This window comes from Halorussus marinus, from assembly GCF_004521895.1.
In the GTDB taxonomy this organism is placed as follows: Archaea; Halobacteriota; Halobacteria; order Halobacteriales; family Haladaptataceae; genus Halorussus; species Halorussus marinus.
In genome coordinates, this window is record NZ_SBIR01000011.1 from 120,243 (window position 1) to 146,460 (window position 26,218).

General features: G+C 66.0%; 26 protein-coding genes and 2 tRNA genes. 23 read left to right on the plus strand and 5 right to left on the minus strand.

The window, feature by feature from the left end; genetic code table 11:
- Nucleotides 1–8: 8 nt before the first annotated feature.
- Together EPL04_RS14585 and EPL04_RS14590 are read left to right on the plus strand one after the other, a co-directional pair.
- Nucleotides 9–806 carry an ABC transporter ATP-binding protein gene (locus EPL04_RS14585; RefSeq protein ID WP_209019639.1) on the plus strand — a complete coding sequence of 266 codons (798 nt, stop codon included), beginning with the start codon at nucleotides 9–11 and terminating at the stop codon, nucleotides 804–806.
- Nucleotides 803–1,507, plus strand: coding sequence for an ABC transporter ATP-binding protein (locus EPL04_RS14590; RefSeq protein WP_134671926.1), 705 nt, complete (start codon nucleotides 803–805; stop codon nucleotides 1,505–1,507). Before EPL04_RS14585 ends, EPL04_RS14590 begins: the two co-directional genes overlap by 4 nt.
- A 100-nt stretch (nucleotides 1,508–1,607) precedes the next feature.
- Here the strand turns inward: EPL04_RS14590 and EPL04_RS14595 are convergent, their stop codons facing one another.
- Nucleotides 1,608–2,918, minus strand: coding sequence for an ABC transporter substrate-binding protein (locus EPL04_RS14595; protein WP_134671927.1), 1,311 nt, complete (start codon nucleotides 2,916–2,918; stop codon nucleotides 1,608–1,610).
- A 277-nt stretch (nucleotides 2,919–3,195) separates the two neighbouring features.
- Here EPL04_RS14595 and EPL04_RS14600 point away from each other — a divergent pair, with 277 nt between their 5' ends.
- The 3 genes from EPL04_RS14600 (at nucleotide 3,196) to EPL04_RS14610 (ending at nucleotide 4,966) form a co-directional block, all read left to right on the plus strand.
- Nucleotides 3,196–4,395 (plus strand): phosphoglycerate kinase, encoded by a 1,200-nt coding sequence (locus tag EPL04_RS14600; RefSeq protein WP_134671928.1) that lies wholly within the window; start codon nucleotides 3,196–3,198, stop codon nucleotides 4,393–4,395.
- Complete coding sequence (locus EPL04_RS14605) at nucleotides 4,396–4,875, plus strand: GNAT family N-acetyltransferase (protein WP_134671929.1); 480 nt, start codon at nucleotides 4,396–4,398, stop codon at nucleotides 4,873–4,875. It begins immediately after the preceding gene.
- Nucleotides 4,876–4,892: 17 nt separating this feature from the next.
- Nucleotides 4,893–4,966 (plus strand) — tRNA-Thr (locus EPL04_RS14610).
- Nucleotides 4,967–5,455: 489 nt separating this feature from the next.
- On the opposite strand, the gene EPL04_RS14615 is transcribed toward EPL04_RS14610, so the two are convergent.
- Together EPL04_RS14615 and EPL04_RS14620 are read right to left on the minus strand one after the other, a co-directional pair.
- Nucleotides 5,456–5,656, minus strand: coding sequence for a hypothetical protein (locus tag EPL04_RS14615; protein WP_134671930.1), 201 nt, complete (start codon nucleotides 5,654–5,656; stop codon nucleotides 5,456–5,458).
- 245 nt (nucleotides 5,657–5,901) lie between these two features.
- Nucleotides 5,902–6,126, minus strand: coding sequence for a TrmB family transcriptional regulator (locus EPL04_RS14620; RefSeq protein WP_134671931.1), 225 nt, complete (start codon nucleotides 6,124–6,126; stop codon nucleotides 5,902–5,904).
- Between the two features lie 174 nt (nucleotides 6,127–6,300).
- Between EPL04_RS14620 and EPL04_RS14625 the strand changes: the two genes are divergently transcribed.
- From EPL04_RS14625 to EPL04_RS14705, 17 genes are all read left to right on the plus strand, one after another.
- Entirely contained in the window at nucleotides 6,301–6,924 is a 624-nt protein-coding gene (locus EPL04_RS14625; protein ID WP_245154585.1) for a DUF7500 family protein, read from the plus strand.
- A gap of 57 nt (nucleotides 6,925–6,981) precedes the next feature.
- Entirely contained in the window at nucleotides 6,982–7,521 is a 540-nt protein-coding gene (locus EPL04_RS14630; protein WP_245154586.1) for a chemotaxis protein CheW, read from the plus strand.
- 92 nt (nucleotides 7,522–7,613) lie between these two features.
- Complete coding sequence (cheY, locus tag EPL04_RS14635) at nucleotides 7,614–7,976, plus strand: chemotaxis protein CheY (RefSeq protein WP_134671932.1); 363 nt, start codon at nucleotides 7,614–7,616, stop codon at nucleotides 7,974–7,976.
- Entirely contained in the window at nucleotides 7,973–9,010 is a 1,038-nt protein-coding gene (gene cheB / locus EPL04_RS14640) for a chemotaxis-specific protein-glutamate methyltransferase CheB (protein WP_134671933.1), read from the plus strand. Before cheY ends, cheB begins: the two co-directional genes overlap by 4 nt.
- Before the next feature lie 6 nt (nucleotides 9,011–9,016).
- Entirely contained in the window at nucleotides 9,017–11,119 is a 2,103-nt protein-coding gene (gene cheA, locus EPL04_RS14645; RefSeq protein WP_134671934.1) for a chemotaxis protein CheA, read from the plus strand.
- Nucleotides 11,116–11,727: a chemotaxis protein CheC gene (locus EPL04_RS14650; protein WP_134671935.1), complete on the plus strand. Its 612-nt coding sequence runs from the start codon at nucleotides 11,116–11,118 to the stop codon at nucleotides 11,725–11,727. The genes cheA and EPL04_RS14650 overlap by 4 nt, the downstream gene beginning before the upstream one ends.
- Nucleotides 11,724–12,905: a chemotaxis protein CheC gene (locus EPL04_RS14655; RefSeq protein WP_134671936.1), complete on the plus strand. Its 1,182-nt coding sequence runs from the start codon at nucleotides 11,724–11,726 to the stop codon at nucleotides 12,903–12,905. The genes EPL04_RS14650 and EPL04_RS14655 overlap by 4 nt, the downstream gene beginning before the upstream one ends.
- A gap of 2 nt (nucleotides 12,906–12,907) precedes the next feature.
- Nucleotides 12,908–13,414, plus strand: coding sequence for a chemotaxis protein CheD (locus EPL04_RS14660; protein WP_134671937.1), 507 nt, complete (start codon nucleotides 12,908–12,910; stop codon nucleotides 13,412–13,414).
- Nucleotides 13,411–14,232 carry a CheR family methyltransferase gene (locus tag EPL04_RS14665; protein WP_134671938.1) on the plus strand — a complete coding sequence of 274 codons (822 nt, stop codon included), beginning with the start codon at nucleotides 13,411–13,413 and terminating at the stop codon, nucleotides 14,230–14,232. The genes EPL04_RS14660 and EPL04_RS14665 overlap by 4 nt, the downstream gene beginning before the upstream one ends.
- Before the next feature lie 117 nt (nucleotides 14,233–14,349).
- Nucleotides 14,350–15,876 carry a FlaD/FlaE family flagellar protein gene (locus EPL04_RS14670; protein ID WP_245154587.1) on the plus strand — a complete coding sequence of 509 codons (1,527 nt, stop codon included), beginning with the start codon at nucleotides 14,350–14,352 and terminating at the stop codon, nucleotides 15,874–15,876.
- Nucleotides 15,860–16,309 (plus strand): fla cluster protein FlaF, encoded by a 450-nt coding sequence (locus EPL04_RS14675; protein WP_134671939.1) that lies wholly within the window; start codon nucleotides 15,860–15,862, stop codon nucleotides 16,307–16,309. The genes EPL04_RS14670 and EPL04_RS14675 overlap by 17 nt, the downstream gene beginning before the upstream one ends.
- The gene (locus tag EPL04_RS14680; protein WP_134671940.1) at nucleotides 16,310–16,765 is read left to right on the plus strand and encodes a CARDB domain-containing protein; all 456 of its coding nucleotides are present in this window, start codon (nucleotides 16,310–16,312) and stop codon (nucleotides 16,763–16,765) included. It abuts the gene before it with no gap.
- Entirely contained in the window at nucleotides 16,762–17,529 is a 768-nt protein-coding gene (locus EPL04_RS14685) for an ATPase domain-containing protein (RefSeq protein ID WP_134671941.1), read from the plus strand. Before EPL04_RS14680 ends, EPL04_RS14685 begins: the two co-directional genes overlap by 4 nt.
- An 8-nt stretch (nucleotides 17,530–17,537) precedes the next feature.
- On the plus strand, nucleotides 17,538–19,319 hold the full coding sequence (locus tag EPL04_RS14690) for a type II/IV secretion system ATPase subunit (protein WP_134671942.1): 1,782 nt from the start codon (nucleotides 17,538–17,540) through the stop codon (nucleotides 19,317–19,319).
- Nucleotides 19,320–19,469: 150 nt separating this feature from the next.
- On the plus strand, nucleotides 19,470–21,197 hold the full coding sequence (gene flaJ / locus EPL04_RS14695; RefSeq protein WP_134671943.1) for an archaellar assembly protein FlaJ: 1,728 nt from the start codon (nucleotides 19,470–19,472) through the stop codon (nucleotides 21,195–21,197).
- 84 nt (nucleotides 21,198–21,281) lie between these two features.
- Complete coding sequence (locus EPL04_RS14700; protein WP_134671944.1) at nucleotides 21,282–22,136, plus strand: CheF family chemotaxis protein; 855 nt, start codon at nucleotides 21,282–21,284, stop codon at nucleotides 22,134–22,136.
- Nucleotides 22,137–22,259: 123 nt separating this feature from the next.
- A tRNA-OTHER gene (locus EPL04_RS14705) sits at nucleotides 22,260–22,344 on the plus strand.
- A gap of 102 nt (nucleotides 22,345–22,446) precedes the next feature.
- Here the strand turns inward: EPL04_RS14705 and EPL04_RS14710 are convergent.
- Both EPL04_RS14710 and glmS read right to left on the minus strand, forming a co-directional pair.
- Nucleotides 22,447–23,394 (minus strand): polysaccharide deacetylase family protein, encoded by a 948-nt coding sequence (locus EPL04_RS14710; RefSeq protein ID WP_134671945.1) that lies wholly within the window; start codon nucleotides 23,392–23,394, stop codon nucleotides 22,447–22,449.
- Between the two features lie 79 nt (nucleotides 23,395–23,473).
- Complete coding sequence (glmS, locus tag EPL04_RS14715; protein ID WP_134671946.1) at nucleotides 23,474–25,294, minus strand: glutamine--fructose-6-phosphate transaminase (isomerizing); 1,821 nt, start codon at nucleotides 25,292–25,294, stop codon at nucleotides 23,474–23,476.
- 420 nt (nucleotides 25,295–25,714) lie between these two features.
- Between glmS and EPL04_RS14720 the strand changes: the two genes are divergently transcribed.
- Nucleotides 25,715–26,218, plus strand: a 504-nt coding sequence (locus tag EPL04_RS14720; RefSeq protein ID WP_167599489.1) for a sugar phosphate nucleotidyltransferase, incomplete at its 3' end; no start/stop codon positions are given.

The window sequence follows — 26,218 nt, forward strand, 5'->3', positions numbered from 1 at the left end:
ACCCCGCCATCCCGGTCGAGGACGCGGCGGTCGACCGATCGACGCCGCTCGAAGTCGAGGGGCTCCGGAAGACGTTCGGCGGCATCGTCGCGGTCGACGACGTGAGCTTCGAGGTCGAGAAGGGGACGCTCACCGGGCTCATCGGCCCGAACGGCGCGGGCAAGTCGACGACGTTCAACCTCATCACCGGGATGCACGACCCCGACGACGGCGCGGTCCGGTTCAACGGCGAGGACATCACGGGGCTGGCGCCCCACGAGATCGCCAACCGAGGTCTGGCCCGGACCTTCCAGATCGCCCGCGAGCTAGAGGAGATGACCGTTCTGGAGAACATGATGCTCGCGCCGAAGGGCCAGGTCGGCGAGTCGCTGTGGCGGTCGGTCACCCCGGGCCTTCGAAACGACGTCCGGAGTCAGGAACTCGACCAGCTCGAACGCGTCTGGGAGGTCCTCGACTTCTTCGAGATCGACCACCTCGCCGAGGAGTACGCCGGCAACCTCTCGGGGGGCCAGCGCAAACTGCTCGAGATGGGGCGAGCGCTCCTGACCGACCCGGACGTGCTGTTGCTCGACGAGCCGTTCGCGGGCGTCAACCCCTCGCTGGAGAAGCGACTGCTCGCGCACGTCCACGAACTCCGCGAGCAGGGCTACACCTTCCTCATCGTGGAACACGACATGGACCTCATCATGAACAACTGCGAGCGGGTCATCGTGATGCATCAGGGCCGGATCCTGAAGGACGGCACGCCGACGGAGGTCAAACAGAGCGAGGACGTCATCGAGGCGTACCTCGGGGGTGAGGTATGAGCCTGCTGGAGGTGCGGGACCTCGACGCCGGCTACGGCGACCTCCAGATCCTCACCGACGTCGACCTCGACGTCGGCGCCGACGAGTACGTCACTATCGTTGGGCCGAACGGCGCGGGCAAGTCGACGGTGATGAAGTCGGTGTTCGGACTGACGACCCACATGGCCGGGACGGTGACGTTCGCCGGCGAGGACATCACCGCCACGAAGCCCGAGGACGTCATCCACAAGGGGATGGGCTACGTCCCCCAGAGCGACAACGTGTTCGCGGCGCTGAACGTCCGGGAGAACTTAGAGATGGGCGCGTACATCCTCGACGAAGTTCCGGAGGCGGCGCTCCGGGAGGTGTACGAGCGGTTCCCGATCCTCGAAGAGCGCCGGGACCAGAAGGCCGGCACGATGTCGGGCGGCCAACAGCAGATGCTCGCGATGGGCCGGGCGCTGATGTTGGACCCCGACCTGCTGTTGCTCGACGAGCCGAGCGCGGGGCTGGCGCCCGACCTCGTCGAGGAGATGTTCGACAAGATCGACGAGATCAACGACGCGGGGACCGCGGTGCTGATGGTCGAGCAAAACGCCAAGGAAGCGCTTCGGCGGTGTGATCGGGGCTACGTGCTCGCGAACGGACAGAACAGGTACGTCGACGAGGGCCGGAAACTGCTCAACGACGAACAGGTCAGACAGGAGTTTCTCGGCGGGTAGGTTCGTCCTCGAATGCGGACCGACGGCGCCCGCCGGTCGCGACCGTCGGCGGGCCGGTCAGCCGATCGGCGAGGCGGTCCGAAGGCCGCGAAAACGCGGGTCAGTTACCGCTCGACAGCGCCTGATTGATGACGCTGGTGTACGACGATTCGCCGATGTTGAAGCTGATCTGGTCGTACACCTCGCCGTCGAACTCCTCTTCGAAGACGCCGCTGAACCGCTCTGAGAGCTGCTGGCCGTAGTCGTTGTTGACGTACAGGGTCGCCGCGCTCTGGGCGCCGAGTCGCTCGGAGGCGACCTGCGCCATGACCCGCCCCTGAAGCTGGTCGCTCGGGGCCGTCCGGAAGATGAAGTCGTCGTCTTCGAGATTCGTCACCGACAGCGCGGTGCTCGACGGCGAGCACCCGACGACCTCGTTCGGGATGAACACCTCCTGGGACACCGGGACGTTCACGCCCGACGACGCGGTGCCACACACCGCCGGCACGCCCGAACTGATGAGCGACTGCGCGCCGCTGACCCCCTGATCGGGCGAGGTGTTCGTGTCCTCGAACTGGGCGTTGACCGTCAGATCGAGGTCGGACTCGTTGACCTGTTGGACCGGAAGCTCGGCCGCTCGAATCATGGGCTGGCCGACCGACGCCAGATCGCCGGTCTCGGGCAGGAGGATGCCGACGCTCACCTCGCGGCCCGTCCCGCCCGGCGACTCCTCGGCGCTGGGACCCGCGCCCTCGGGGTTCTCGCCCTCGAACGTCTGAGTCTCCATGGTCTCGACCGATTCGGCGTCGATGCCGCCGAACTCCCAGATGGAGTAGGCCGCCGACGCCGGGTCGCCGTTCTCGTCGAAGTTCACCGCGCTCGACGCGCCCTGGTAGTTGATATTCTCCCCGTTCGCGACGGCTTCGACCGCCTCGACGAACCGCTCGGGGCCGTACTCCTCGCCGTCGGGGTTCGCGATCCGACGGAGTTGATCTCTGATCGCGGGCCCGCTGTTCTCGCCGGCGGCGACGTTCGCCAGCACGAGCGCCGCCGTCGAGTCGTACGACTGGGACGTGAACACGCCCGGACTGGCGTCGTACTCGTCGCGGAAGAGCTGAGTGAACGCCTCCTGATTGGGCCCCCCGGCGGCCGGAGCGGTGCCGGTGACGTTGTCCATCGGATTGCCGACCTGTCCGGGGAGCGCGGCGTCCTGAAGCCCGTCGGGGATCAGGATGTCCTCGGCGCCGTCCGAGACGCTGTAGTAGTCCCGGAACAACTGGATGCCGCTCTCGGGGTAGCCGATCACCGTCAGCAGGTCCGGACCGCCGTCCTGACTCGCGCTCGCGGTCGCACCCACCTGCCCCGCGAGACCGATCGTGCCAATCGCGCCGACGCCCCGAAGGACGTCACGCCTTCTCGTGTGGTATGACATGGCAGTACAACTCCAACATCATCTGACATAAGTATGAGCCTATCAATTCAGGTAAACAGTTGAATAACGTGCGTATTGGCGTCGTTTCCGCGCGACCGACCGGTCGAGAGCGCCGCTGGCGCCCGAATCCGTCCGACACGGACCGCCGTGTGCAAGTGGGTCGGATCGTCGAACTCGCGGTCACATGGTCGGTGACTCAAACAATTCACTCGCTACCGAATTTGTATCTGTCGTCTAGCCCGACACATATATTGCTCGCGCTGTCGCACGGACACGTATGGCGATCCAGACCCTTGACGACCTCGCCGTTCAAGGGACCACACTCGGCGTTCGAATCGACATCAACAGTCCGCTCACCGACGACGGCGATCTCGCGGACGACGCTCGACTCCGCGCGCACGTCGATACCCTCTCGGAACTGCTCGACCGCGGCGGCCGGGTCGCGGTGCTCGCCCACCAGGGCCGACCCGGCGGCGACCAGTTCAGCCCTCTCCGGACCCACGCCGACCGCCTCGACGAACTGCTCGACGCCCCCGTCGGGTACACCGACGCGACGTTTTCGAGCGACGCCCGCCGGGCGGTCGAGGGGCTCGGCGACGGCGAGGCGGTCGTCCTGGAGAACACTCGCTTCTACAGCGAGGAGTACATGGAGTTTCCCCCGGAACGAGCCGCCGAGACCCATCTGGTCGAGGGGCTCGCCCCGGCGCTCGACGCCTACGTCAACGACGCGTTCGCGGCCGCCCACCGCTCGCAACCCTCGCTCGTCGGCCTGCCGGTCGAGCTTCCGGGGTACGCCGGACGGGTGATGGAACGCGAACTCGACGTGCTTGGCGGCATGGAGGGAACCCCCGAGCCCCGGACCTACGTGGTCGGGGGCGCGAAGGTGCCCGACTCGCTGGCGGTCGTCGAGAGCGTCCTCGACCGGGGGCTCGCCGACGCGGTGCTGACGACCGGGGTGGTCGCGAACGTCTTCCTCCTCGCCGACGGCGTCGACCTCGGCGACGCGTCGGCCGATTTCATCTACGAGCAGGGCTACTGGGATGAGATCGACCGGGCGGCCGACCTGTTGGCCGAACACGGCGATCGGATCCGGCTCCCCGAGGACGTGGCGGTCGAGCGCGACGGCGACCGCCACGAGATCCGAGTGGCCGACCTCCCGCCCGAGGAGGGCGAGGCCGCGATGGACATCGGCGCGGCGACCGTCGAGGCGTACGGCGAGACCGTCACGGGGCCGGGGACGGTAGTGCTCAACGGACCGGCGGGCGTCTTCGAGGACGAGACGTTCGCCGACGGGACCCGGCGGCTCTTCGAGACCGCGACCGACGCCGAGTACAGCGTGGTCGGAGGCGGCGACACGGCCGCGGCCATCCGCCGGTTCGGAATCGAGGGGTTCGACCACGTCAGCACCGGCGGGGGCGCGGCGCTCGCCATGCTCACCGGCGAACGGCTCCCGGCGGTCGAAGTACTGCGCGGGTGAATGGTCGTCGTCGAGGCCGCCACGGTCGAGGACGCGGGCACGGTGGCCGATCGGTGGGTCGAACTGGCCGCGAGCCAGCGGGCGTTCGGCTCGCACCTGCTCGCCGAGGAGAACCGCGAGACCGTCCGCGAGGCCTTCGTCCGACAGTCGGTCGCCGACCGGCTGTTGGTCGCTCGGGAGGCGGACTCGATCGTCGGCTTCGTCGGCTTCGCCACGGAGTCGGGCGCCTACGAACAGGACGTCGACCGCGGCGTCGTCCGGAACATCTACGTCGACCCCGACCGACGCGGCGAGGGGATCGGCTCGGAACTGCTCGGCGCCGCCGAGTCCGCGCTGGCCGAGGCCGGCGTCGACACGGTCGTGCTCGACGTGCTGGCCGACAACGACGCCGCCCGGCGGTTCTACCGCCGGCACGGCTACCGCCCCCACAGGGTCGAACTCGAAAAACGACCCGAAAGCGATACGCTCACAAAGGAGTAGCGCGAACGTCGATCCGCGCCAGGGGAGCTTGGGCGGTCCAAGCACCCGACTTGTAATCGGGAGTTCGTGGGTTCAAATCCCACCCCTGGCTTCCGAGCCGGCGGCTCTCCTCGAACCGATACTCTCGATCGAGCCGTCGGTCGCTTCGCCGACTTCTGGACCGATCGAACCAACGTGGCCCCGAGATCCCGGGGTCGTCGCCGAACGGAGACCATCGTGGCGGCTAATCTGTCCGTTAAAGTGCAGTTACTCCCGGTTCCGGCGAGACAGTGGCTCGTTGATCCCGACGGATCGGTGGAGTGATCTCGGGGGTCGTCGCGGTCGACTCCCCGAGATCCGATCGCTTGTCTACGCTCCAGTCACGATCGGACGCGGCGCCGGTCGTTCTCGGGTCGGCGACGTGATCTTCGACGCCCCGCCGCGATCTCCCGAATACAACACAGCCGACGCGCCGGCGGCTTCGTGGGGCCCATCGTACCGAACCGAATCACGGTGGTACGGGTCGGTGAGCACAGGGTAGGCGTTCGCCCCGATGGTGCCCCGCTCGGACGGTCGGAGAGTTACCGACCCTCGATTGCTGTCACCGAAACTTGCCGACGTTCGCGAAGTCGTCGTTCTCGCAGTTCGAACACTCCGACGGACGCGAGATGAACACCTCGCCACAGCCCCGACACTCGTAGAGGTCGGGCCCGGCGTCGCGACCCCCCTCTTCGGACTCGGAAGTCGACGACCCGAGGTAGCGTTTCACCCGGCCGACGACTGCGGACAGCGTTTTCTTCAACGGTTTCTGCTGGTCGTTCCCGGTATAAAATATTTGTTCCCGAGTCGACGATTCGAGTCGGCCGGCGCGGCCGTGCCGGATGGACGGCGATCTGACAGTTGCCCGCCGTCTTTTTACCCCTTCCGTGAGTCCCATCGTCTATGACGCTCTCGGAGGACGAACGCGAACGCATCGAGCGGTTCGTCTCGACGCCCCGGTACGAACGGACCCCCGAACAGCTCTGTCCCGAAGAAAAAGAGGAGTAGCTACTCTAACACCGCGAACTCCCCGTCGCGCTTTTCGACCAGATCGCGCTCGCGGAGCGTCCGCAGGATGCTGTACAGCGTGATCTTCTTCAGTTCCAGATCCGATTCGAGGTCGTCGAGCGACGCCGCCGCGGTTCGGAGGTAGAGATACACCAGCTTCGCGCGCGGCGACTCCAGTTCGGTCGGCAGTGCTCGGTCGCGTGTCGTCGGTCGTTGAACGCTCATCCTGATACTGGGAGCCAGTAGTTCGACGATAATAAACCCTATCTACAACGATCGTCGAAAATCGGGGTCGGGCTGTCCGCCCTGTCGGGTGTCCCGAGCGGTGGCCGGCCGTCACTGTCCTCTACGTTCGTACAGGCGGAGGCTTTATATGAAATCGAACGATAGACCTTCACAATGGCTCCGACGTCGGACGACGGCCTCGACCCCGAGGAGTTGGCCGCCCTGAGCCGCGACGATACGCCGGACGCTGGCGAAGGCTCGGCGCTGTCACCCGACGAACTCGACATCGAGGACGACGACAGCGTGGTCCAACTCGACAGCGGGCGGTACGTCGTCGGCACCGACGGCCGGCCCTCCGTCCCGGAGCAGTCGACCGACGAACTCGACCCCGCCCCGCAGGAGGCCGCCGACCGCTCGGTCGACGCCGGGCCGACCGACTCGGGCGCGGTCAAAGAGTGGCTCGAAGACGACCTCCAGGGGACCAGCGCCCGCTACGGCTTTCACGTCTCCGCGAAGTCCGACGACGCGGTCAGCCACCAGCAGATGTTCTCCGACGACGTCGGAACCGTGTTCGACAGCCTCCTGCGGTGGTACGCCCAACAGCTCACGACCGACACGGCGGTCGAGGACGTGCTCGGTATTCTACTGACCGAGTCGAACGTCCGGGTCAGATACTCGCCGTCGTGTCTCCAGGCTATCCTTCGGGCCTACGACCTCGGCCCGGACGACAGCATCGCCGACCTCGTCGAAGCGGTCCGCGAGGACCGCGGGATGGTGTTCCCGCCGGAGAACGTCTGAGATCGCCCCGATTATCATCTCCGAGAGCCGAGGCCGGGTTTTATGTCGTGGCGTTCTATGTTCGAAGTAGAGAGTATCATGCAGGCACAGGAGACCGACGGGACCGCCGAGGAAGTCCCCGTCGAAGCCCGGGACGTCGAGACCAAGCAGGTCGTGGAGTTCCGGCTCGGCGAGGACCATTGTGCGGTCGACATCGACGAGGTCGACAGTATCGTCGAGATAAAGAAGGTAACTCGGATCCCCCGGACGCCCGACTCCGTCGACGGGGTAATGGATCTCCGGGGTGAGACGACCGCGATCATCGACCCCCGGACGTTCCTCGGCGTCGAGGGCGAGGCTCCCGACCCCGACGAACAGAACGTCCTCGTGCTCGATCGGTCGGACGACAAACAAAAGATCGGCATCCGCGTCGACGAGGTGCTCGAAGTCGCGACGTACGCCGAGGACCGGATCGACACCGAAGAAGACCTCTCGAACCTCGAGACCCAGGGCATCTCCGAGCGCGTCTCGCGAGGCATCATCCGCAAGCCCGACCAGGCGGGGCTCGATCTCGTCGTGTGGATCGACATCGACGCGATCATCGACCAACTCCAATGACCCGACCGACCGACGGCGACGCGACTTCACGACTGATAATCGCAGGGGAGCATTTATTTCACCCCCTTTCAAACAACCGGTAGGTAACTGATATGGCACGCAACGTCTTGATCGTCGACGACTCGGAGTTTATGCGGAATCTGCTGCGAGAGATCCTCGAAGAGGAGTTCGAAATCGCGGCGGAGGCCGAAAACGGCGTCGAAGCGATCGAACTGTATCAGGAACACGATCCGGATCTGGTGATGATGGACATCGTAATGCCGATCCGAGACGGCATCGAGGCCACGACCGAGATCAAAGAGTCGAACCCCGACTCGAACATCATCATGTGTACGAGTATCGGCCAAGAAGAGAAGATGAAGGCCGCGATCAAGGCCGGGGCCGACGGCTACATCACCAAACCGTTCCAGAAACCGAGCGTGATGGACGCCATCGAAGACGTCATCTCAGCATGACGAAGGCAGTCGTCGTCGACGACTCGCACTTCATGCGGACGGTCATCTCCGATATCCTCGAAGACGCGGGGTTCGACGTGGTCGCGCAGGCCGGCGACGGCGAGGCGGGCGCGGCCGCCGTCGCCGAACACGACCCCGACGTGGTGACGATGGACGTCGAGATGCCCCGGATGGACGGCATCGAGGCGGTCGAGGAGATCATGGCGCGCAACCCCACGCCCGTGGTGATGCTGTCGGCACACACCGACGACGGCGCCGAAGCGACGTTCGAGGCGATGGAGAAAGGCGCGGTCGACTTCCTCGCCAAGCCCGGCGGGGAGGTCTCGACCGAGATCTCGGCCCACGGCGACGCGCTGGTCGAGAAGGTCCGGTCGGCCGCGCGGGCCGACCCCGCCTCCGCCGGCGACGTGAGCGCGACCGACGAGGTCGTAGCGGCCGACCACGAGTACGTCGAGAACCCGACGCTGATCGTCGGCGCCTCGACCGGCGGCCCGCGGGTCGTCGAGAAGGTGCTCTCGGACCTGCCCCGGGACGCCGACCTCCGCGTGCTGATCGTCCAACACATGCCCGACGGGTTCACCGAGCGGTTCGCGGCCCGTCTCGACCGTCGGAGCGAGTACGACGTCTCGGAGGCCGAGGACGGGATGCGGATCGGGGGCGGCCAAGCGGTCGTCGCGAAGGGCGACTACCACATGGAGGTCGCCGGCTACGGCAACGGCCGGCTTCGGATCCGCCTCCAGCAAGAACCTCAACTTCACGGCGTGCGGCCCGCGATCGACGTGACGATGGAGACCGCGGCCGAGACCGTCACCGGTCCGCTCACCGGCGTCGTCCTCACCGGCATGGGGAAAGACGGCGCGGCGGGCATCGAGGCCATCAGCGCGGTCGGCGGCGCGACCCTCGCCCAAGACGAGGCGTCGTGCTCGGTGTTCGGCATCCCGGCCCGCGCCATCGAGACCGGCAGCGTCGACGACGTGCGGTCCGCAGACGAGATGGGGAAGGCGATACTCGACACGATCCGAGAGGACGGGTGAAAAGACATGGACGACTACTTACAAGACTTCATACGCGAGAGCGAAGAGAACGTCACAGAACTGAACAACTCGCTCCTCGAACTCGAAGACGACCCGAGCGACGAGGCGGCGATGGACTCGATATTCCGGACCGCCCACACGCTCAAGGGGAACTTCGGGGCGATGGGCTTTCAGGACGAGAGCGACCTCGCCCACGCCATCGAGGACCTGCTGGACGAGATCCGGCAGGGTCGGATGGAGGTCGGCCCCCAGATCATGGACCTCGTGTTCGACGGCGTCGACGAGATTGACTACGCGCTCGATCAGATCGCCGAGGACGGCGAGTCCGACATCGACGCCGACGACACCATCGCCGAGATCCGGGACGCCATCCAGCGAGGCGGCGCACCGGGCGAGGAGGACGCGGCCGACGAACCGAGCGCCGACGACGAGTCCGACGGGTCGGACGCCGAGTCCGACGGATCGGCCGATGACGCCACCAGTGACGGTGCGGTCGCGGAAGCGATCGCGGCGTTCGACGACCCCGAGACGCTCGCCGACGCGGACGGGGACGTTTTCCACGCCGACGTCGACATGGGCGATCCCGACATGAAGGGCGTCGACGGGATGTTCGCGCTCGAAGGGCTCTCCGAGGACCTCGAACTTCTCGGCACGACGCCCGAGGTCGACGCGATCAACGACGGCGAATACGACGACGGCTTCGACGCGTTCGTCGCGGCCGAGAGCGCCGGCGAGGTCGAGGCCGTGATCGAATCGGTCGGCAAGATCGCCGGCGGGATCGTCTCGGCGGTCGACGCCGACGCCGTCGGGGCGGCGGCCGAGGCGGCGGACGAGGAACCCGACGAGGCGGCCGAGGCCGACGACGAGGCGTCGAGCGATGGGGACGACGACTCGGAGGACGCCGACGCCGATTCCGAGTCCAGCAACTCCGACCGCGGCTCGAACGACTCCGGCCCGGACACCGAGCAGATCGAAGAGATCCAGACGGTCCGGGTCGACGTCGACCAACTCGACGACCTCCACGGACAGGTCGAACAGCTCGTGACCAGTCGGATCAAGCTCCGACGGTCGGTCGAGCAGGCCCAACTCGACAGCGCCGAGGACCATCTCGACGAACTCGACAAGATCACCTCCAGCCTTCAGGACACCGTGATGGACATGCGGCTCGTCCCGCTCAAGAAGGTCGTCGACAAGTTCCCGCGGCTGGTCAGAGACCTCGCGCGCTCTCAGGACAAGGATATCGACTTCGAGATGGAGGGGACCGACATCGAGCTCGACCGCACCATCCTCGACGAGATCAGCGATCCGCTGATGCATCTGCTTCGCAACGCCGCCGACCACGGCGTCGAGTCCCCCGACGAGCGCGAAGCGGCCGGCAAGCCCCGCGAGGGGAACATCCGACTGCGCGGGTTCCGCGAGCGCGACCGGGTCACGATCGAGGTCGAGGACGACGGCCGGGGCATCGACCCGGACGCGATCCGGGACAAGGCGGTCGAAGAGGACGTGATGACTCGCGAGGAGGCCGACGGACTCGACGATCAGGAGGCCCAAGAGCTCATCTTCCACGCGGGGTTCTCGACGACCGAGGAAGTGACCGACGTGAGCGGTCGCGGCGTCGGGATGGACGTGGTCCGGGACACCGTCACGCGACTCGACGGCACCATCGAGGTCGACTCCGAACCCGGCGAGGGGACGACTATCGGCCTCTCGTTGCCGGTCACCGTCGCGATCGTCAAGATCCTGTTCGTCCAGTCGGGCGACGAAGAGTACGGCATCCCGATCAAGAACGTCGACGAGATCCGCCGGATGGAGGACGTCAAGACCGTCGAGGGCGAGGAGGTCGTGACCCACGACGACACGGTCTACCCGCTGGTCAGGCTGGGCGAGGCGCTGAACGTCCCCGGCGAGACCAAGAACGGCGACGGGATGTTGGTTCGGGTCAAAGAGTCCGAGCGCCAGGTCGCGATCCACTGTGACGCCGTGAGTCGTCAGGAAGAGGTCGTCGTCAAGCCGTTCGAGGGCATCCTCTCGGGCATCCCGGGGCTGTCGGGTGCGGCCGTCCTCGGCGAGGGCGACGTGGTGACTATTCTGGACGTGGAGACGCTATGAGCGGAGCTGATTCGAACTTGAAGGTAGACATACGAAAGCTCACCATCTTCAATCAGATGGCAAAGGAGGGCGCAAACACCGTCGCTGACCATCTCAACCAGATGACCGGAATGGAGACCGAGATGGAGATCACGAAGATAAACTTCCTCGACATCGAGGACATCAAGACCCATGTCGGCCACGACAAACAGGTCGGCATCCACATCCAGCTCACCGAGTCCCCGCACGGGTACATCCTGTTCCTGTTCAGCGCTCGGAGCGCGAAGACACTGGCGTCGGGGATGCTGCCGGGCGACTCCGGTGGGTCGTCGAACGGCTTTTCCGACATGGAGAAGTCGGCGGTCCAGGAGATCGGCAACATCATGACCAGCGGGTTCATCGACGGGTGGGCGAACGTCCTCAACACGACGATCGACATCTCGACGCCGAAGTTCACCTACGGCGCGGGGTCGCGGATGGTCGAGAACCTGATGGGGAGCCGCCCGGACGAGATGGCGCTGGTGTTCGACTCGCGGGTTCACGCCCGCGACGCGGACGTGGAGGTCAAGGTGTACACCTTCCCGGAGCTCCCCGAGCTCGTCGAGCTCATGAAGCAGATCGACATATGAAAGTAGACATCGAGGCGCTCGGATCGTTCAGCCGAACCGCCCACGACGGCGCCGAGCGCGCGGCCGAGAATCTCACCGGACTGACGGGGATCGAGACGACGGCCGACGTGACCGCGGTCACGCTCGCCCGCGAGGACAGCCTCGTCCGCGAGGATCGGGACCGCATCGGTGTGGTCGTGGACTTCGACGGCGAGATTTCGGGGACGACGGTGCTTTCGTTCCCGCCACAGGGCGTCGAGACCGTGCTCGGGGCGCTGTTGCCGGGCGACGGCCTCGACGAGAGCGCAGTCCAGGAGGTCGGCAACATCGTCACCAGCGGGTTCGTCGACGCGTGGGCCGACCGGCTGTCGACCACCCTCGACATCACGCCGCCGACGTACGTCGAGGGAACAGACGCGGACATCCTCGAGGCGGCGTCGTTCGAGAGCGACCGCGCGTTCGTCTTCCGGAGCCGGCTGAGCGCGGTCGGCGAGGCCCTCGACTTCGAGTTCTACATGTTCCCCGACAACGATTCGATGACGCGGATGCTGTCGGACGGTAGCGGCGACGGCGCGGTCCCGCTCGCGAAGCTCTCGACGCTCCAAGAGATGGCCCAATCGGGTGCCGCGACCGCGGCTGACAGCGTCTCGGCGATGACCGGAATCGACACCGCCGTCGACATCTCCGAACTCCGATTCGCGCCGATCGAGTCCATCCCCGCCGAACTCAGCGACCGCCGTCACGTCGGTGTCGTGCTCGGATTCGGCGAGGGGCCTGACGGCTACGTCCTGATCCTGTTCGACGAGTCGTCGGCCAGAGCGGTCGTCGACGCGCTCGCGCCCGACGCGGCCGCAACCGACTCGTTCGACGAGATGGCCGAGAGCGCGATCCGGGAGATCGGGAACGTGATGACGAGTAGCTTCGTCGACGGGTGGGCGAACGTCCTCGACACGACCATCGCCATCTCGACGCCCCAGTTCGTCGACGACATGGGCCGGGCGGTCGCCGACTCGGTAGTCGCGCGGCTCGGCCAGCGACAGGCGTTCGCGTTCCTGTTCGACGCCACCATCCGGGCCGACGACCGGGCGTTCGACTGCGAGATCTACGCGATCCCCGAGGAGACCCAACTCGAGGCAACTCTCGACGACATCGATCCGGACGCCACGGCCGAACGCTCGACCAAAGCGGGGTCGCTGTGACGATGACCGCCGAGCGCCCGCTCCGGGGCGACGGGCCGCCCGACCGCGTTCGAGTCGGCGTCGCCGAGATCGGCGTCGCCGCCGCCGACACCGTCCTCACGACCAGCGGGCTCGGCTCGTGTGTCGGGATCGCGATCGGGGATCCCGCCGCGGGCGTCGCCGGGCTCGCGCACGTAATGCTTCCGGCCCCGGCCGACGACGAGGCGCGACCGGCCAAGTCGGTCCCGACCGGAGTCGAGGCGCTGCTGGAGGCGGTCGCCGACGCGGGCGCCGACCTCGACCGCGTCGAGGCCAAGCTCGCGGGCGGCAGTCAGATGCTCGACTTCTCGGGGGTCGGCGCCGGCGTCGGCGAGCGCAACGCCGAGGCGGCTCGCGAGGCGCTCGCCGACAGGGGCATTCGCGTCGTGGCCGCCGACGTCGGCGGGAGCCACGGTCGGTCGGTTCGGGTCCACCCGCGGACGTGGACGCTCACGATCACCAGCGCGACCGACGGGGAGGTGGAGCTGTGAGCGACGACGCGTTCGACCGGCTGCTCCGGTACGTCGAGGACGAGCTCGACTTCGCCACCAGCTACTACGACAACGCGTATCTCGACCGCCGGGTCTCCTCGCGGATGCGACGGACCGACTGCGAGGAGTACGGTGCGTACCACGAGCTGTTGCGCGAGGACGAAGACGAACGCGAGGCGCTGCTCGACGCCTTCTCGGTCAACGTGACCAGCTTCTTCCGCAACCCCGACGTGTGGGCGGAGATCAGATCGGTTCTGCGGTCGCTGTCGGCCGAGAACCGTCGGGTCCGGCTCTGGAGCGCGGCCTGCTCGGACGGCCGCGAGCCTTACTCGCTGGCGATGCTGGCGCTGGACGACCCGGAGGTAGACGAGTCGAAGGTCGAGATAACCGCGACCGACATCGACCCCGAGATACTCGCGGCCGCGCGCCGAGGCGTCTACCAGAGCACTCGAACCACCGACATCGACGAGCAGCTCGCGCCGCTGGAGGAGTACGAGCGGTACGTCGAACCAGACGACGGCCGTTTCGAGGTCGCAGACGTCGTCAAGGACCTCGTCTCTTTCGAGCGCCACGACCTCATCAACGGCGATCCCAAGAGCGACTTCGATTTCGTCGTGTGTCGGAACCTGTTCATCTACATCGACGCCGAGCACAAGCTCCCGATCCTCGATACCGTCTCGAAGTCGCTCCGAAAGGGCGGGTATCTGGTGATCGGGAAGACCGAGACGTTGCCCGAACAGCTCAAGCCGTGCTTCGAACCGGTGGCTCGCCGACTCCGCGTATATAAGAAAACTGACGATATACCCATTCGGCGATGACGCACCGAAACGGGTCGTAGAACCGATTAGGATCCGGATTATTCCCCGTCATAGACAGTATCAGTACTGATAACTCAGGGGGAAGATTAATGTGGCGGAAGTCCGCTGTTGTCGGTAATGAAACTTCTCGGCCTCGGCGACCAGTTCGTCTACCTCCTCGGGACGGGCTTGGTCGGCATGGGTATCATGGACTTCATGGACGAGGAAGAGGGTGAGAACGCCGACGGCGACGGCGAAGACGACGACCTGTTCGGCGACGGAATGGGCGAGGAGATGGACGACGACTTCGGGGGGATGGACGACGGGATGGAGATGGACGACGACTTCGGGGGGATGGACGACGGGATGGAGATGGACGACGACTTCGGGGGGATGGACGACGGGATGGGCGGCGGTGGCGAGGAGTTCGGCATGGGGGGCGGCGGCGGAGGCGGCGGCGCCGCGACCCAGGAACTGGAAAACCGGATCGACGAGCTCGAAAACGAGGTCGCGGAGATCTCCTCGACCGTCGGGACGGTCCGAAGCGAGAACGAGCAGATCAGCGCCAAGGTCGACGACACCGAGGAGAACGTCCGCAAACTGCTCGAGATCTACGAGATGGTCACCCGTGGAGTCAACCCGTTCGTCGACGACGTCCAGGGCGGCGGCATGGGTGGCGACGGGTTCGACGGCGCGGGCGGTGGCGGCGGGAGCTTCGGCCTGTTCGACGGTGAGGAGGAGACCGAAGAGGAAGAGGACTTGGACGACGACGTGGCAGACGCCGAGGCCGAGAGTTTCTTCGAAGACGACTTCGAGGAGGAGGCCGACGATGAGTTCGAGGACGACTTCGAGGAGGAAGCCGACGAAGAGTTCGAGGACGACTTCGAGGCGGATGCGGCCGACGACCTCGGCTTCGACGATCCGGACGAGGGTATGGGTGACGACGCCTTCGGCGACGGAATGGACATGGACGGAGACATGGACGGCGGAATGGATATGGGCGGAGATATGGACGACGACGGCGACGACGGTGGACAGGCCGGCGGTTCGACGTTCGCCGAACTGAAAGAGGAGTACGAGTCGGGCGACGCCGACTGGGCGAACGGCGAGGAGACCGCCTCGGAGGTCGACACAGAGGTGGAGCCCGAACCCGAACCCGACCCCGACCTCGACCCCGAGCCAGAGCCCGAACCAACCGTCGAGAGCGAACCCGACGACGGCGGCTTCGAATTCGAGGAGCCTGCCGACTCGACCGACACCGCCGAGACCGAACCGGTCGCGACCGAAACCCGACAGTCGGGACTCGACAGCAAGCCCTACCTCGCGGAGCTTCCGAGCGGCTACGTCGCGGACCTCGTGGTGATGGAGTGGCTCGAGTTCCTCGTGACGGAGTTCGGTCCCGAAGACGCGGTCCGGACGATCACCTACTACGGGGACATCGGCTGGGTCAGCGAGTCAGTCGAGGAAGAACTGCTGGCGTACGTCGGCGGGTTCGCCGACGTCGAGGAGGTCGATCCCGACGAGACCGGGCCCGCGACGCTCGCCATCGACGACCACATCCAAAGCCTCACCTTCCTGAGCCAGCTGACCGGCGATGCTGTCCAGCGGAAGATCGTCGAGCACTGCGCACAGATCCGTGGTGGGAGCGATGGGATTCAGCGTTAGCGGCGGGACGGTGGTCCTGTTCCTCGGCATCGTCATCAGCTTCGGGATGGCCTACACCGCGGCGAGCAACGGCCTCGAGCTGGTCAACGACGCCTACGAGGACAGCACCGACGACGAACTCGTCCGGGAGAACACGGACGTGAGCATCGGTCAAGCCTCGAATACGGGCTCGACGACGCTGAACGTGACCGTCGAGAACACCGGCTCGACGACCCTCTCGGTGAATGACACCGACCTTCTTATAGATGGAAACTACACCTCCCTCACGGACGAAAATATGATCACGCTGGACGTCGACGGCAACTCGGAGACGGACCTCTGGGTGCCCGGCGAGACCCTCCACATCGAGTACGATTACGGCTCCGATCCCGCTCCGAGCCGGGTGAAGATCGTCACCGAGCCGGGCGTCTCCGCGTCGGCGGGGGTGAGCTAAATGGCGAGCGTCTCCAGTTCCCACCTCATCCTGTTCATCGCGAGCCTGCTCATCGCGGCGAGCGTCGCGGGGACGTTCACGCAGGGCGTCCAGCGGCTGTCGTCGGCGCTCGGCGACCGGAGCCTCGACGTCTCCCAAGACGTCCGAACCGACGTCGAGATCATCAGCGATCCCGCGAGCACCGACGCGATTTACGACGACGGTAGCAACACGGTGACCGTGCTGGTGAAAAACACCGGGTCGTTGGATCTCCCCGCCGACAGTGACCAGATTGAAGTGCTGGTAGACGGCACGTATCAGGTAGACGTTACGGTGGAAGTCCTCGACGGCGAGGCGTGGCGGGTCGGAAACGTCGCTAGGTTGGAAATACCGCTCGACAGCGGGCTCGGCGCCGGCGACCACCGCGTGACCGTCATCGTCAACAACGACGAGGAGGTGCTTGAGTTCCGAACATGACACGAGACAATCTCTACTCGCTCGGCCTCGAAGACCACGACCGACTGAACCACGAACTCGGGGGCGGCATCCCCCGCGGCTCGATCATCCTCATCGAGGGCGACTACGGGGCCGGCAAGTCCGCGATGAGCCAGCGGTTCAGCTACGGGCTCTGCGAGACGGGTCACTCGGTCACGCTGTTGTCGACCGAACTCACCATCGGCGGGTTCATCGACCAGATGCACTCGCTGTCGTACGGCGTCGAGGACCACCTCCTCGACGAGCGCCTCCTGTTCCTCCACGCCGACGTCGACACCGGTAGCGGCCGGCGGCTCACCCGTCCGGACGAAGACGACGAGGGGAATCGCAAGGAACTGCTCAATCGGCTGATGAACGCCGAGGCGATGTGGAACGCCGACGTGGTCGTCATCGACACCTTCGACGCCATCCTCCGCAACGACCCCATGTTCGAGGCGCTCATTCGACAGAACGAGGAGCGTCAGGCGGCCCTCGAGATCATCTCCTTTTTCCGCGATCTGGTCTCGCAGGGGAAGGTCATCGTCCTGACGGTCGACCCGTCGACGGTCGACGAGGAGGCGATCGGACCCTTCCGGGCCATCGCGGACGTGTTCATGGAGCTTCAGATGGTCGAGGTCGGCAACGACGTACGACGGAACATCTCCGTCAAGCGGTTCGCCGGGATGGGCGAACAGGTCGGCGACACCATCGGGTTCTCGGTGCGCGCCGACGCCGGAATCGTCATCGAGAGCCGTAGCGTGGCGTAAGGACCACCATGACCGAACACGGGACCGCACAGATTCAAGACGACCTTCGGGAAGTCGCCATGCGCCGGCCCCACCTGCGGGACTACCTCAAGCGGTTCAAGCAGTTCACCGGGGAGTTCCCCCGACTCATCGACGAACCCTCCGACGAGTGGGAGGCCGACAAGCCGAACGTGATCTACCCCGTCGGCGGTCCCATCTACTGTCACATCTACGGCGACGTGGGTCAGGACACCGAGTACTACGCGGTCGAGCCCGACCTCTCGGGGACCGAACAGGAGCTGTTCGGCAACGTTCGGAGTCAGATCCTCGAACGGAGTGTGAACAAGCCCGCGCCCGCAAACGAGTCCGAGTACGACGACCGCATCGAGGAGTTGCTCGACGAGACGGTCGCGATCAACGACGGCGACGGGGGCGCGGGCCGAAGCGTCACCAACCTCTCGCCCCAAGAGATCCTCCAGTGGGTCAAGGAGGTCTCGTACAACGACTTCAAGCAGGGCGTCCGGTCGTTCTCGACCGAGGACGTCGTCCGAACGGTCAAAGAGCTGACGAACATCGGCACCTACGAGGTCTCCGAGCAGACCTACGAGAACATCCGGTATCGGCTGAACCGCGACATCGTGGGGTTCGGGCCGCTCGAACCCATCATGCGCGACCCCGCAAACGAGGACATTCACGTCATCGGCCCCCACGAGACGTACGTCGACCACGGCACGTTCGGGATGTTGGGAACCAGCGTCGACTTCGGGACGCCCGAGCAGTTCGACAACTGGCTCCGAAACATGGGCGAACGCATCGGCGACCCGGTTTCTGACTCCGACCCCATCGTCGACTCGACGCTGCCCGACGGGTCGCGTATCAACATCATCTACTCCGACGACGTGAGCCTGAAGGGCCCGAGCCTCACCATCCGGCAGGGCGAGGGTACGCCGCTGTCGGTCGCCCAGATTACCAAGTGGGGGACGCTGTCGCCGAAGCTGGCGGCGTACCTCTGGCTCTGTCTGGAGAACGAACAGACCGTGTTCGTCGTCGGGGAGACGGCGTCCGGGAAGACGACGACGCTGAACTGTATCATGTCGTTCATCCCCCGGGACTCGAAGATCTACACCGCGGAGGACACCGCCGAGGTCCTGCCGCCCCACGACACCTGGCAGCAGTTGCTCACTCGGGAGGGCGGCGGCGAGGATTCCTCGGACGTCGACATGTTCGACCTCGTCGCGGCCGCGCTCCGGTCGCGCCCCGACTACATCATCGTCGGGGAGGTGCGTGGCGAGGAGGGTCGAATGGCGTTCCAGGCGGCCCAGACCGGCCACCCAGTGATGCTGACGTTCCACGCGAGCGACATCGTCTCGATGATCCAGCGGTTCACCGGCGACCCGATCAACATCCCCGAGACGTTCATGGACAACGCCGACGTCGCGCTGTTCCAGAACCGCGTCAAGCAGGGCGACGACGTGTTGCGCCGGGTCACGTCGGTCCAGGAGATCGAGGGCTACTCGAAGGAGATGGGCGGGGTCGTCACCCGACAGGCGTTCTACTGGGACCCCGTCGAGGACGAGATCGTCTTCCAGGGGATGAACAACTCCTTCGTGCTCGAAGAGCAGATCGCGACCCTGCTCGGGTACGAGAACACCCGCGACATCTACAACGAACTCGATTTCCGGGCGGAGCTGTTCGAGCGCATGATCGAGGAGAACATCCTCGGCTACCACGAGGTCAACGAAGCCATCGAGGCGTTCCAGCGCGACGGCGTCGATGGGCTCCCGTTCGACATCCACCGGTCGTTCGACTAGTCGGAGTCTGCCCTATACCGATTGCGGTCTGTCTGTGGGTTCCGGCGCCCGAGCCCCGCTCGCACCGTGTTTTGGATCGACGTTCCCGGCTTACAAGATTTATCACCGTGGGGCCTAAATCCCGCGAACACGACTTGACTCTCGACGACCATGGCAGGCACCGAACAACCCGCGTCGAACGCGAAAGACCTCCTCGCAGGCTTCGCCTCCTCGACGGTCGAGTCCTACCAGCAGATGGAGACGCCAGTCTCCCGGTACCTCGCGGTGGTCGTCGGGCCGTCGATCCTGTTTTTCGTGCTCAGCGTCGCGGTCTTCGTCATCACCGACTTTCCCCTACTCGTCTCGGTGCCGATTCCGCTGCTCGGGACGCTCGCGCTGGTCGTCGCGGTTATCTACCCCAAGATCCTGCGCGATCAGAAGCGCAAGGAGATCGAGGATCGCCTTCACCTGTTTATCACCCACATGACGATCCTCTCGACCGCGAACATCGACCGCGTCGAGGTGTTCCGGACGCTCGGTGAGGAAGAGGAGTACGGCGCGCTCTCCGAGGAGATGCGCCGGATAACGCAACTGGTCGACACCTGGAATCAGAGCCTCGACGACGCGCTCCGCATCCGGGCGGACAAGTCACCGAGCAAGCCGTTCGCCGACTTCCTCGACCGCCTCGCCTACACCATCAACGCCGGCCAGGAGATCCAGGACTTCCTGCTGAGCGAGCAGGACGTGGTCATCCAGAACTACGTCACGATCTACGAGGGGTCGCTCCAGAACCTCGAAGTGATGAAAGATCTCTATCTCTCGATGGTGTTGTCGGCGACGTTCGCGCTCGTGTTCGCTACGGTTCTGCCCATCCTGACCGGTACGAACCCGACGATGACGGTCGGGGCCGTCGTGTTGATGTTCGCGTTCGTTCAGGCGGGCTTTCTGCTGATGATCCGGAACACCGCCCCGTACGATCCGGTGTGGTTCCACCCCGAGGACCGGACGACCGGCTCGGAGTGGCGGATCCGCATCGCCGTCGCGGTCGGCGTGGTGCTCACGCTCGCGGCTATCGCCGTCTGTCTGTTGGTGTTGATGGGCCAGACCGGCATCGACCCCGACTCGATCCCGCTGCCGTTCTTCGCCGCGATCCCGACCACGCCGCTTTTGATCCCGGGCATCGTCGTCCGGAGCGAAGAAGAGGAGATCAAGGAGCGCGACGAGGAGTTCACCAGCTTCATCCGGGCGCTCGGCGCGACCGAGACCGCGAAACAGAGCACGACGACGAAAGTTCTCGAGAGCCTGCGCGGCAAGAACTTCGGCGCGCTGACCGCCAACGTCGACGACCTCTACAAGCGGCTCAACATGCGGATCGAAGCGGAACTGGCGTGGCGCCACTTCACGGCCGAGTCGCGGTCGTACCTCATCCAGAAGTTCAGCGAGATGTTCCTGATCGGCCGACAGATGGGTGGCGATCCGAAGAAGCTTGGCGAGCTCATCTCGAGTAACATGAACGAGGTGCTTCAACTCCGGGAGCGGCGCACCCAGTCGACGGTGACGCTCATCGGCGTCCTCTACGGCATCACGGCGGCGTCGACGTTTGCCTTTTTCATCGGACTCGAGATCGTCGAGGTGCTGGCGGGGATGTCGATCGGACTGGACACCGCCCAGTTCGACTTCGGGACCATCATCCACACCGAGGTCTACGACATCCAGACCATCGAGTATCTCCTGTTGCTCATCATCCTGCTCAACTCGGTCCTGTCGTCGCTGATGATCCGGATCGCCGACGGCGGTCACAAGGTCAACACCTACGTCCACTTCGTGTTGCTGACCTGGGTGTCGTGCGTGATCGCGGTGTTCACCCGCATCGTCGTGGGCTCGTTCCTGAACGTCTGACCCGGCGGCGAACCGAAAAAATATGTACACCCTCTTCGAATGTCCGTCCAACGAGACGGCCGACCCGGCGGGTCTCGACCAACCATGTCCGAAAAGGTCATCGCCGACTTCGTCGCGCGCTTCACCCTCGACACGTTCGACACCCCCGAGCCCGTCCGGGGTCGCATCGTGTTGAGCAAAAAGCGGCTGGTGTTGGCGACCGACGACTCCAAGACCACGATCCCCCTCACGGCGATCTTCGACGTCAACGTCGGCCACGTCCCCGGCGACCTCGAATCGTTCTTTCAAGACACCATCACGATCGCGTACCGTGACGGCGACGCCCGGCGGACGGCGGTCGTCGAGGCTGGCTCCGAGGAGGTCTCGCGGTTCAAGACCGTCCTGTTCAAGGCCGAGCTCACCGGATCGAAGGCGAAAGTCAAACACCCCGCTCGGGTGGGCGGTCGAGTGACCGACGCGACGTTTCGCCCCGCCAAGCTCCGGATCGCGCCCGGAACGGTCCGGTTCGAGGGACCCGGATCGATGACCGTCGAGCTCGCCAACGTCACCTACTTCCAGAAAGAAGAACGTGAGGGCGAGCAGGTGATCGTGTTGCGCCACGCCGAGGAGGGCCAGTCGGTCACCTCGGAGTTTACGCTCCAGAGCGAGCGCAAACTCAACCTGCTCGGCCGATACCTCCGGCTGGAGTACTCCGAACTCGCCCGCGAGGTCGAAGATGTCGAGCTCTCGGAGGACGCGATGGAGGCGCTGGTCGCTATCTACTCCGGCGCGACTAGCGGGGACCTCGCCGGGATGTTGGGGCTCGACTCGAGTCAGGTCACGATGGTCCTAAACGACCTCACGGACGAGGGGCTGATCGAGGAGGGCCAGAAGGGCGTGTCGCTGACCGCGCAGGGGCAGTTGGTCGTCAGCGACCGCATCGAGTCGGTCAACACCTGAGGGCCCACCGCTCGTCGCCCCACCGATACAGAGCGGACGCCCGCGATCCCCAAACGTAGCGAAACGGTTACTTCCGTCCGCGCTAAACATGACAAAGACACCGCGATACGAACTGACGACCGTGGAAGGGTAGCTCAGTGGTAGAGCGCCACCGGTTTTCCGGTGGCAGCCCGACAGGCTTCGCGTGGTTCGACTCCCGCCCCTTCCGCTCTCGTGACGACTCGCCCGGCACGCACCGTCGAGCGAGACTCGCTTCTCGCGGCGCGCGGACGAACTCCATCGGTGAGACGGCTTCTCGCGGAACGCCGCGTTACCGGGGGCCGATCGGCTCGCGCGGCAGGGGCTCGTCGTCTTTGAGGTCCGCGGCGATCTCGGCCATCGTCTCGACGGTGAGCGGCGTCCGGTCTCGGACCGCGGCGAGGTGTTCGAGGATCGCCCTCATCCGGTCGAAATCCCGCTCGTCGGTCAGGTTGTTCGGATGGAGCCACATGTGGAACATGCCGTCGCCGGTCGACGCCCGGTCGATACCTCGGCGGGCCATCTCGACGACCGGATCGCCGGTCGCCCGTTCGACCGCCGAGCGCGCTCGCCCCTCGAAGCCGAACAGGTAGAGCGACGCCGGCACGTTCACCAGTCCGTACTCGTCGATCTCCGGGGTGACCATCGTGGGCGAGACCGCGCCGGTCGGCCAGCCCAGGAGCTTCGCGGCCGACCCGAGCGGGCCGCGGTCGTACCACCGTCTGGGTTTGGTCCCCCGGTAGGACGTGACGCCGTAGGCCGCAAGCACGTCCCGGTGACCGACGTAGTTTCGGGGGAAGACGACCGAGTCGACCGAACTGCCGCGGTCCTCGGCGATCTCGACGCACTCGCGCATCTCAGCGGCGGCGATCTCGCGGGTCGTGTGCCCGAACTCGACGTGCGAGAAGGTGTGGCTCCCGATCTCGTGGTCCGCGTCGGCGGCCTCGATCGCGTCGACCAGCTTCGAGCCGTACCACCGGTCGTCGCGGCCCTCCCAGCTCCCGGGGTCGCGCTCGAACCAGCCGTCGGGGGTCGGGTGGCCGGCGTGCTCGCCGTCGCAACTGTCGAGCATGAGGTGGCCTACCACGGCCCACGTCGCGGGCACGTCGAAGTCGTCGAACAGTTCCAACAGCCCGAGCCACGACTCGCGAGCCGCCGAGACCCGGTCCTCGGCCAGTTCGTCGTGATCGTGGAAGCCCCACGCGAGTTCCGCATCGAGCGAGAGTACGACAGACCCCATCGTAGCGAATCTATCGGAGCCTCGGCGAGTAAATCGGTCCGACCGTTCAGAAGCGTTCTCCACGGTAATCGGGTGTTTCCTACTCGACGGTGACGCTCTTCGCGAGGTTTCTCGGCTTGTCGATCGGTCGATCGAGCAGGTCGGCGGCGTAGTACGACAGCAACTGGAGCTGGACGTTCGCCAGTACGCCCGCCACGTCTGGATGGGTGTCCGGGATCGTCAGCACGTCGTCGGCGTACTGGCGGGCGCCGTCGGCGTCGCCGCGGGCGATCGCGACCACGGGCGCGCCCCGCGCCTCGGCCTCCTTGACGTTGCCCAGCGTCTTCTCGTCGTTCCGACCGGTGAACACCGCGAAGACCGGGGTGTCGGGGGTCACCAGCGCGAGCGGCCCGTGCTTGAGTTCGCCGGCCGCGAACCCCTCGGCGTGCTCGTAGGAGATCTCCTTGAACTTCAGCGCGCCCTCCAGGGCGACCGGGAACACCGATCCGCGACCGATGAAGAAGTAGGCGTCGCTGTCGCGGTACTCCGCGGCGACCCGTCGGGCGCTCGTGTAATCGAGGATCTGCTGGACGTGGCCCGGTAGCTCCGAGAGTGCCTCGAGGCGCTCGCGCGCGCCGTCGGTCCGGGTGCCGGTCACGTCCCGGACGAGTCGCTCGCCGAGCAGCGCCAGCGACACCACCTGCGAGGAGAACGTCTTGGTCGCGGCGACGCCGATCTCGGGGCCGGCGCGGATGAACAGCGCGTCGTCACACTCCCGTGCGGCGGTCGAACCGACGACGTTCGTGACCGCCAGCGTCGGCGCCCCGCTGGCGGTGGCCTGCCGCAGGGCCGCCAGCGTGTCGGCGGTCTCGCCGCTCTGGGTCACGCCGATCACCAGCGTCTCCTCGTCGACGGGTGGCTGTGCGGTCGCGTATTCGCTGGCGAGAAACGCCTGGGCCGGGACGCCGCCTTCGGAGAGGAACTGGGCGCCGACCAGCCCCGCGTGGTACGAGGTGCCACAGGCGACGAACTGGACCCGCTTCACGCCCTCGAAGGTCCCCGGCGGGAAGTCTTCGAGGTGGATCTCGCCGGTCGCGGGGTCGGCCCGCCCGCGGAGGGTCTGGCGGAGCGCGGCGGGCTGTTCGTGGATCTCCTTGAGCATGTAGTGGTCGTAGCCGCCTTTCCCGGCGTCTTCGGGGTCCCAGTCGACCGTCCGGATCGCCCGGTCGACCCGCTCGCCGTCGGCGCTCGTGATCCGGTGGCCGTCGGGCTCGACGACGACCACGTCGCCGTCGTCGAGGTAGACGACGTCGTCGGTGAAATCGAGGAACGCGGGCACGTCGCTCGCGAGGAAGTACTCGCCGTCGCTGACGCCCAACACCAGCGGCGACCCCCGACGGGTCGCGTACACCGCGTGGTCGTGGCTGGTGATCATCGCCACGGCGTAGCTCCCCGACAGCTTCTCGATAGTCCGCCGAAACGCGGTCTCGGGGTCGTCACCGTCGTCGAGCGCCTCCTCGACGAGGTGGGGGACGACCTCGGTGTCGGTGTCGCTCGTGAACTCGTGGCCGCGGTCGGCGAGTTCGGATTTGAGCTCGTCGTAGTTCTCGATGATTCCGTTGTGGACGATCGCGACGTCGCCGGTGCAGTCGGTGTGGGGGTGGGCGTTGGCATCTGTCGGCGGCCCGTGGGTCGACCACCGCGTGTGACCGATGCCGAGGCCGCCGTCTGGCACCTCGTCGGCGAGAGCCTCCTTCAGGTGGGAGATCTCGCCCTCGCGTTTGACCACTTCGGGTCCGCTACCGTTCTTTACCGCCAGCCCGGCCGAGTCGTACCCCCGGTACTCGAGGTTCTCGAGTCCGGTGAGCAACTCGTCGACCGCGCCGTCGTTACCGCCGATACGGGCGATGATACCACACATTAGTGAGCCCCCGTCGAGTTCGTTCCTGTCATAGTTGAGTTCGTCGCGACACGGCGTTCGCTCGGGACGGCGTCCCGCGGTCTGTCGAGCGGCAGTCGGCTAGGGTGTCCGTAGTTCATATCCATCACACGTTGTGTCGTCCAGACCGCCCCGAAGAACGGGGAGCGGGCGATACTCCAGTGGAGGCGTCGGCTCCCCTTTGTTATACGCCTGCTGACCCGGTCGTAGGCGCTGATACGCTCGACGTAGGACCGACTTAAGCTCCGGACGCCCGCCCGAGCGCCGATTCGTCCCGACACCGGGCTGACCGTTCGGGATCGCCTTCCCGGTCAGATGTGTGCGCCCACGTTTCGGGTACCGGACGCTTACCGAGCCACAAGAGGGGGGTAACAAAATATCGCGTGCTGGTTAGTGTCGACGATGACACGGACGCAAGCGGTCGTCCTCGCGGCGGGTGAAGGCACGCGGATCCGCCCGCTGTCGGCGTCGCTCCCGAAACCGATGTTGCCGGTCGCCGACCGGCCGCTGGCCGCCCACGCCGCGGCCGCCGCCGTCCGGGCCGGCGCCGACCAACTCGTTTTCGTCGTCGGCTACGAGGCCGACGCGGTCCGGACGTACTTCGGCGACGACTACGAGGGCGTGCCGGTCAGCTACGCGGTCCAACACGAGCAGGCCGGGACCGCCGACGCGGTCCGGGCCGCCCGCGACCATCTCGACGGCGAGTTCGTCGTGCTCAACGGCGACAACCTCTACGATCCCGGCGCCGTCGACGCGCTGTTCGCCGACGGCCCGACCATCGGCGCGGTCCGGGTCGACGACCCGTCGAACTACGGCGTGCTCTCGACCCGCGACGGGCTCGTCACTGACGTGGTCGAAAAGCCCACGGATCCGCCGACGACGCTGGCGAACGCCGGCGCGTACGCG

Bases quoted from the DNA above. Each gene is read 5' to 3' on its own strand.
- cheB (WP_134671933.1), top strand. From the start codon at position 7,973: ATGACGAAGGCAGTCGTCGTCGACGACTCGCACTTCATGCGGACGGTC.
- EPL04_RS14655 (WP_134671936.1), top strand. From the start codon at position 11,724: ATGAAAGTAGACATCGAGGCGCTCGGATCGTTCAGCCGAACCGCCCAC.
- EPL04_RS14680 (WP_134671940.1), top strand. From the start codon at position 16,310: ATGGCGAGCGTCTCCAGTTCCCACCTCATCCTGTTCATCGCGAGCCTG.
- EPL04_RS14620 (WP_134671931.1), bottom strand. From the start codon at position 6,126: ATGAGCGTTCAACGACCGACGACACGCGACCGAGCACTGCCGACCGAA.
- cheY (WP_134671932.1), top strand. From the start codon at position 7,614: ATGGCACGCAACGTCTTGATCGTCGACGACTCGGAGTTTATGCGGAAT.
- EPL04_RS14710 (WP_134671945.1), bottom strand. From the start codon at position 23,394: ATGGGGTCTGTCGTACTCTCGCTCGATGCGGAACTCGCGTGGGGCTTC.
- EPL04_RS14630 (WP_245154586.1), top strand. From the start codon at position 6,982: ATGTTCGAAGTAGAGAGTATCATGCAGGCACAGGAGACCGACGGGACC.
- EPL04_RS14625 (WP_245154585.1), top strand. From the start codon at position 6,301: ATGGCTCCGACGTCGGACGACGGCCTCGACCCCGAGGAGTTGGCCGCC.
- EPL04_RS14660 (WP_134671937.1), top strand. From the start codon at position 12,908: ATGACCGCCGAGCGCCCGCTCCGGGGCGACGGGCCGCCCGACCGCGTT.
- EPL04_RS14690 (WP_134671942.1), top strand. From the start codon at position 17,538: ATGACCGAACACGGGACCGCACAGATTCAAGACGACCTTCGGGAAGTC.
- flaJ (WP_134671943.1), top strand. From the start codon at position 19,470: ATGGCAGGCACCGAACAACCCGCGTCGAACGCGAAAGACCTCCTCGCA.
- EPL04_RS14650 (WP_134671935.1), top strand. From the start codon at position 11,116: ATGAGCGGAGCTGATTCGAACTTGAAGGTAGACATACGAAAGCTCACC.
- EPL04_RS14670 (WP_245154587.1), top strand. From the start codon at position 14,350: ATGAAACTTCTCGGCCTCGGCGACCAGTTCGTCTACCTCCTCGGGACG.
- EPL04_RS14675 (WP_134671939.1), top strand. From the start codon at position 15,860: ATGGGATTCAGCGTTAGCGGCGGGACGGTGGTCCTGTTCCTCGGCATC.
- EPL04_RS14700 (WP_134671944.1), top strand. From the start codon at position 21,282: ATGTCCGAAAAGGTCATCGCCGACTTCGTCGCGCGCTTCACCCTCGAC.
- EPL04_RS14685 (WP_134671941.1), top strand. From the start codon at position 16,762: ATGACACGAGACAATCTCTACTCGCTCGGCCTCGAAGACCACGACCGA.
- cheA (WP_134671934.1), top strand. From the start codon at position 9,017: ATGGACGACTACTTACAAGACTTCATACGCGAGAGCGAAGAGAACGTC.
- EPL04_RS14605 (WP_134671929.1), top strand. From the start codon at position 4,396: ATGGTCGTCGTCGAGGCCGCCACGGTCGAGGACGCGGGCACGGTGGCC.
- EPL04_RS14595 (WP_134671927.1), bottom strand. From the start codon at position 2,918: ATGTCATACCACACGAGAAGGCGTGACGTCCTTCGGGGCGTCGGCGCG.
- EPL04_RS14600 (WP_134671928.1), top strand. From the start codon at position 3,196: ATGGCGATCCAGACCCTTGACGACCTCGCCGTTCAAGGGACCACACTC.
- EPL04_RS14590 (WP_134671926.1), top strand. From the start codon at position 803: ATGAGCCTGCTGGAGGTGCGGGACCTCGACGCCGGCTACGGCGACCTC.
- glmS (WP_134671946.1), bottom strand. From the start codon at position 25,294: ATGTGTGGTATCATCGCCCGTATCGGCGGTAACGACGGCGCGGTCGAC.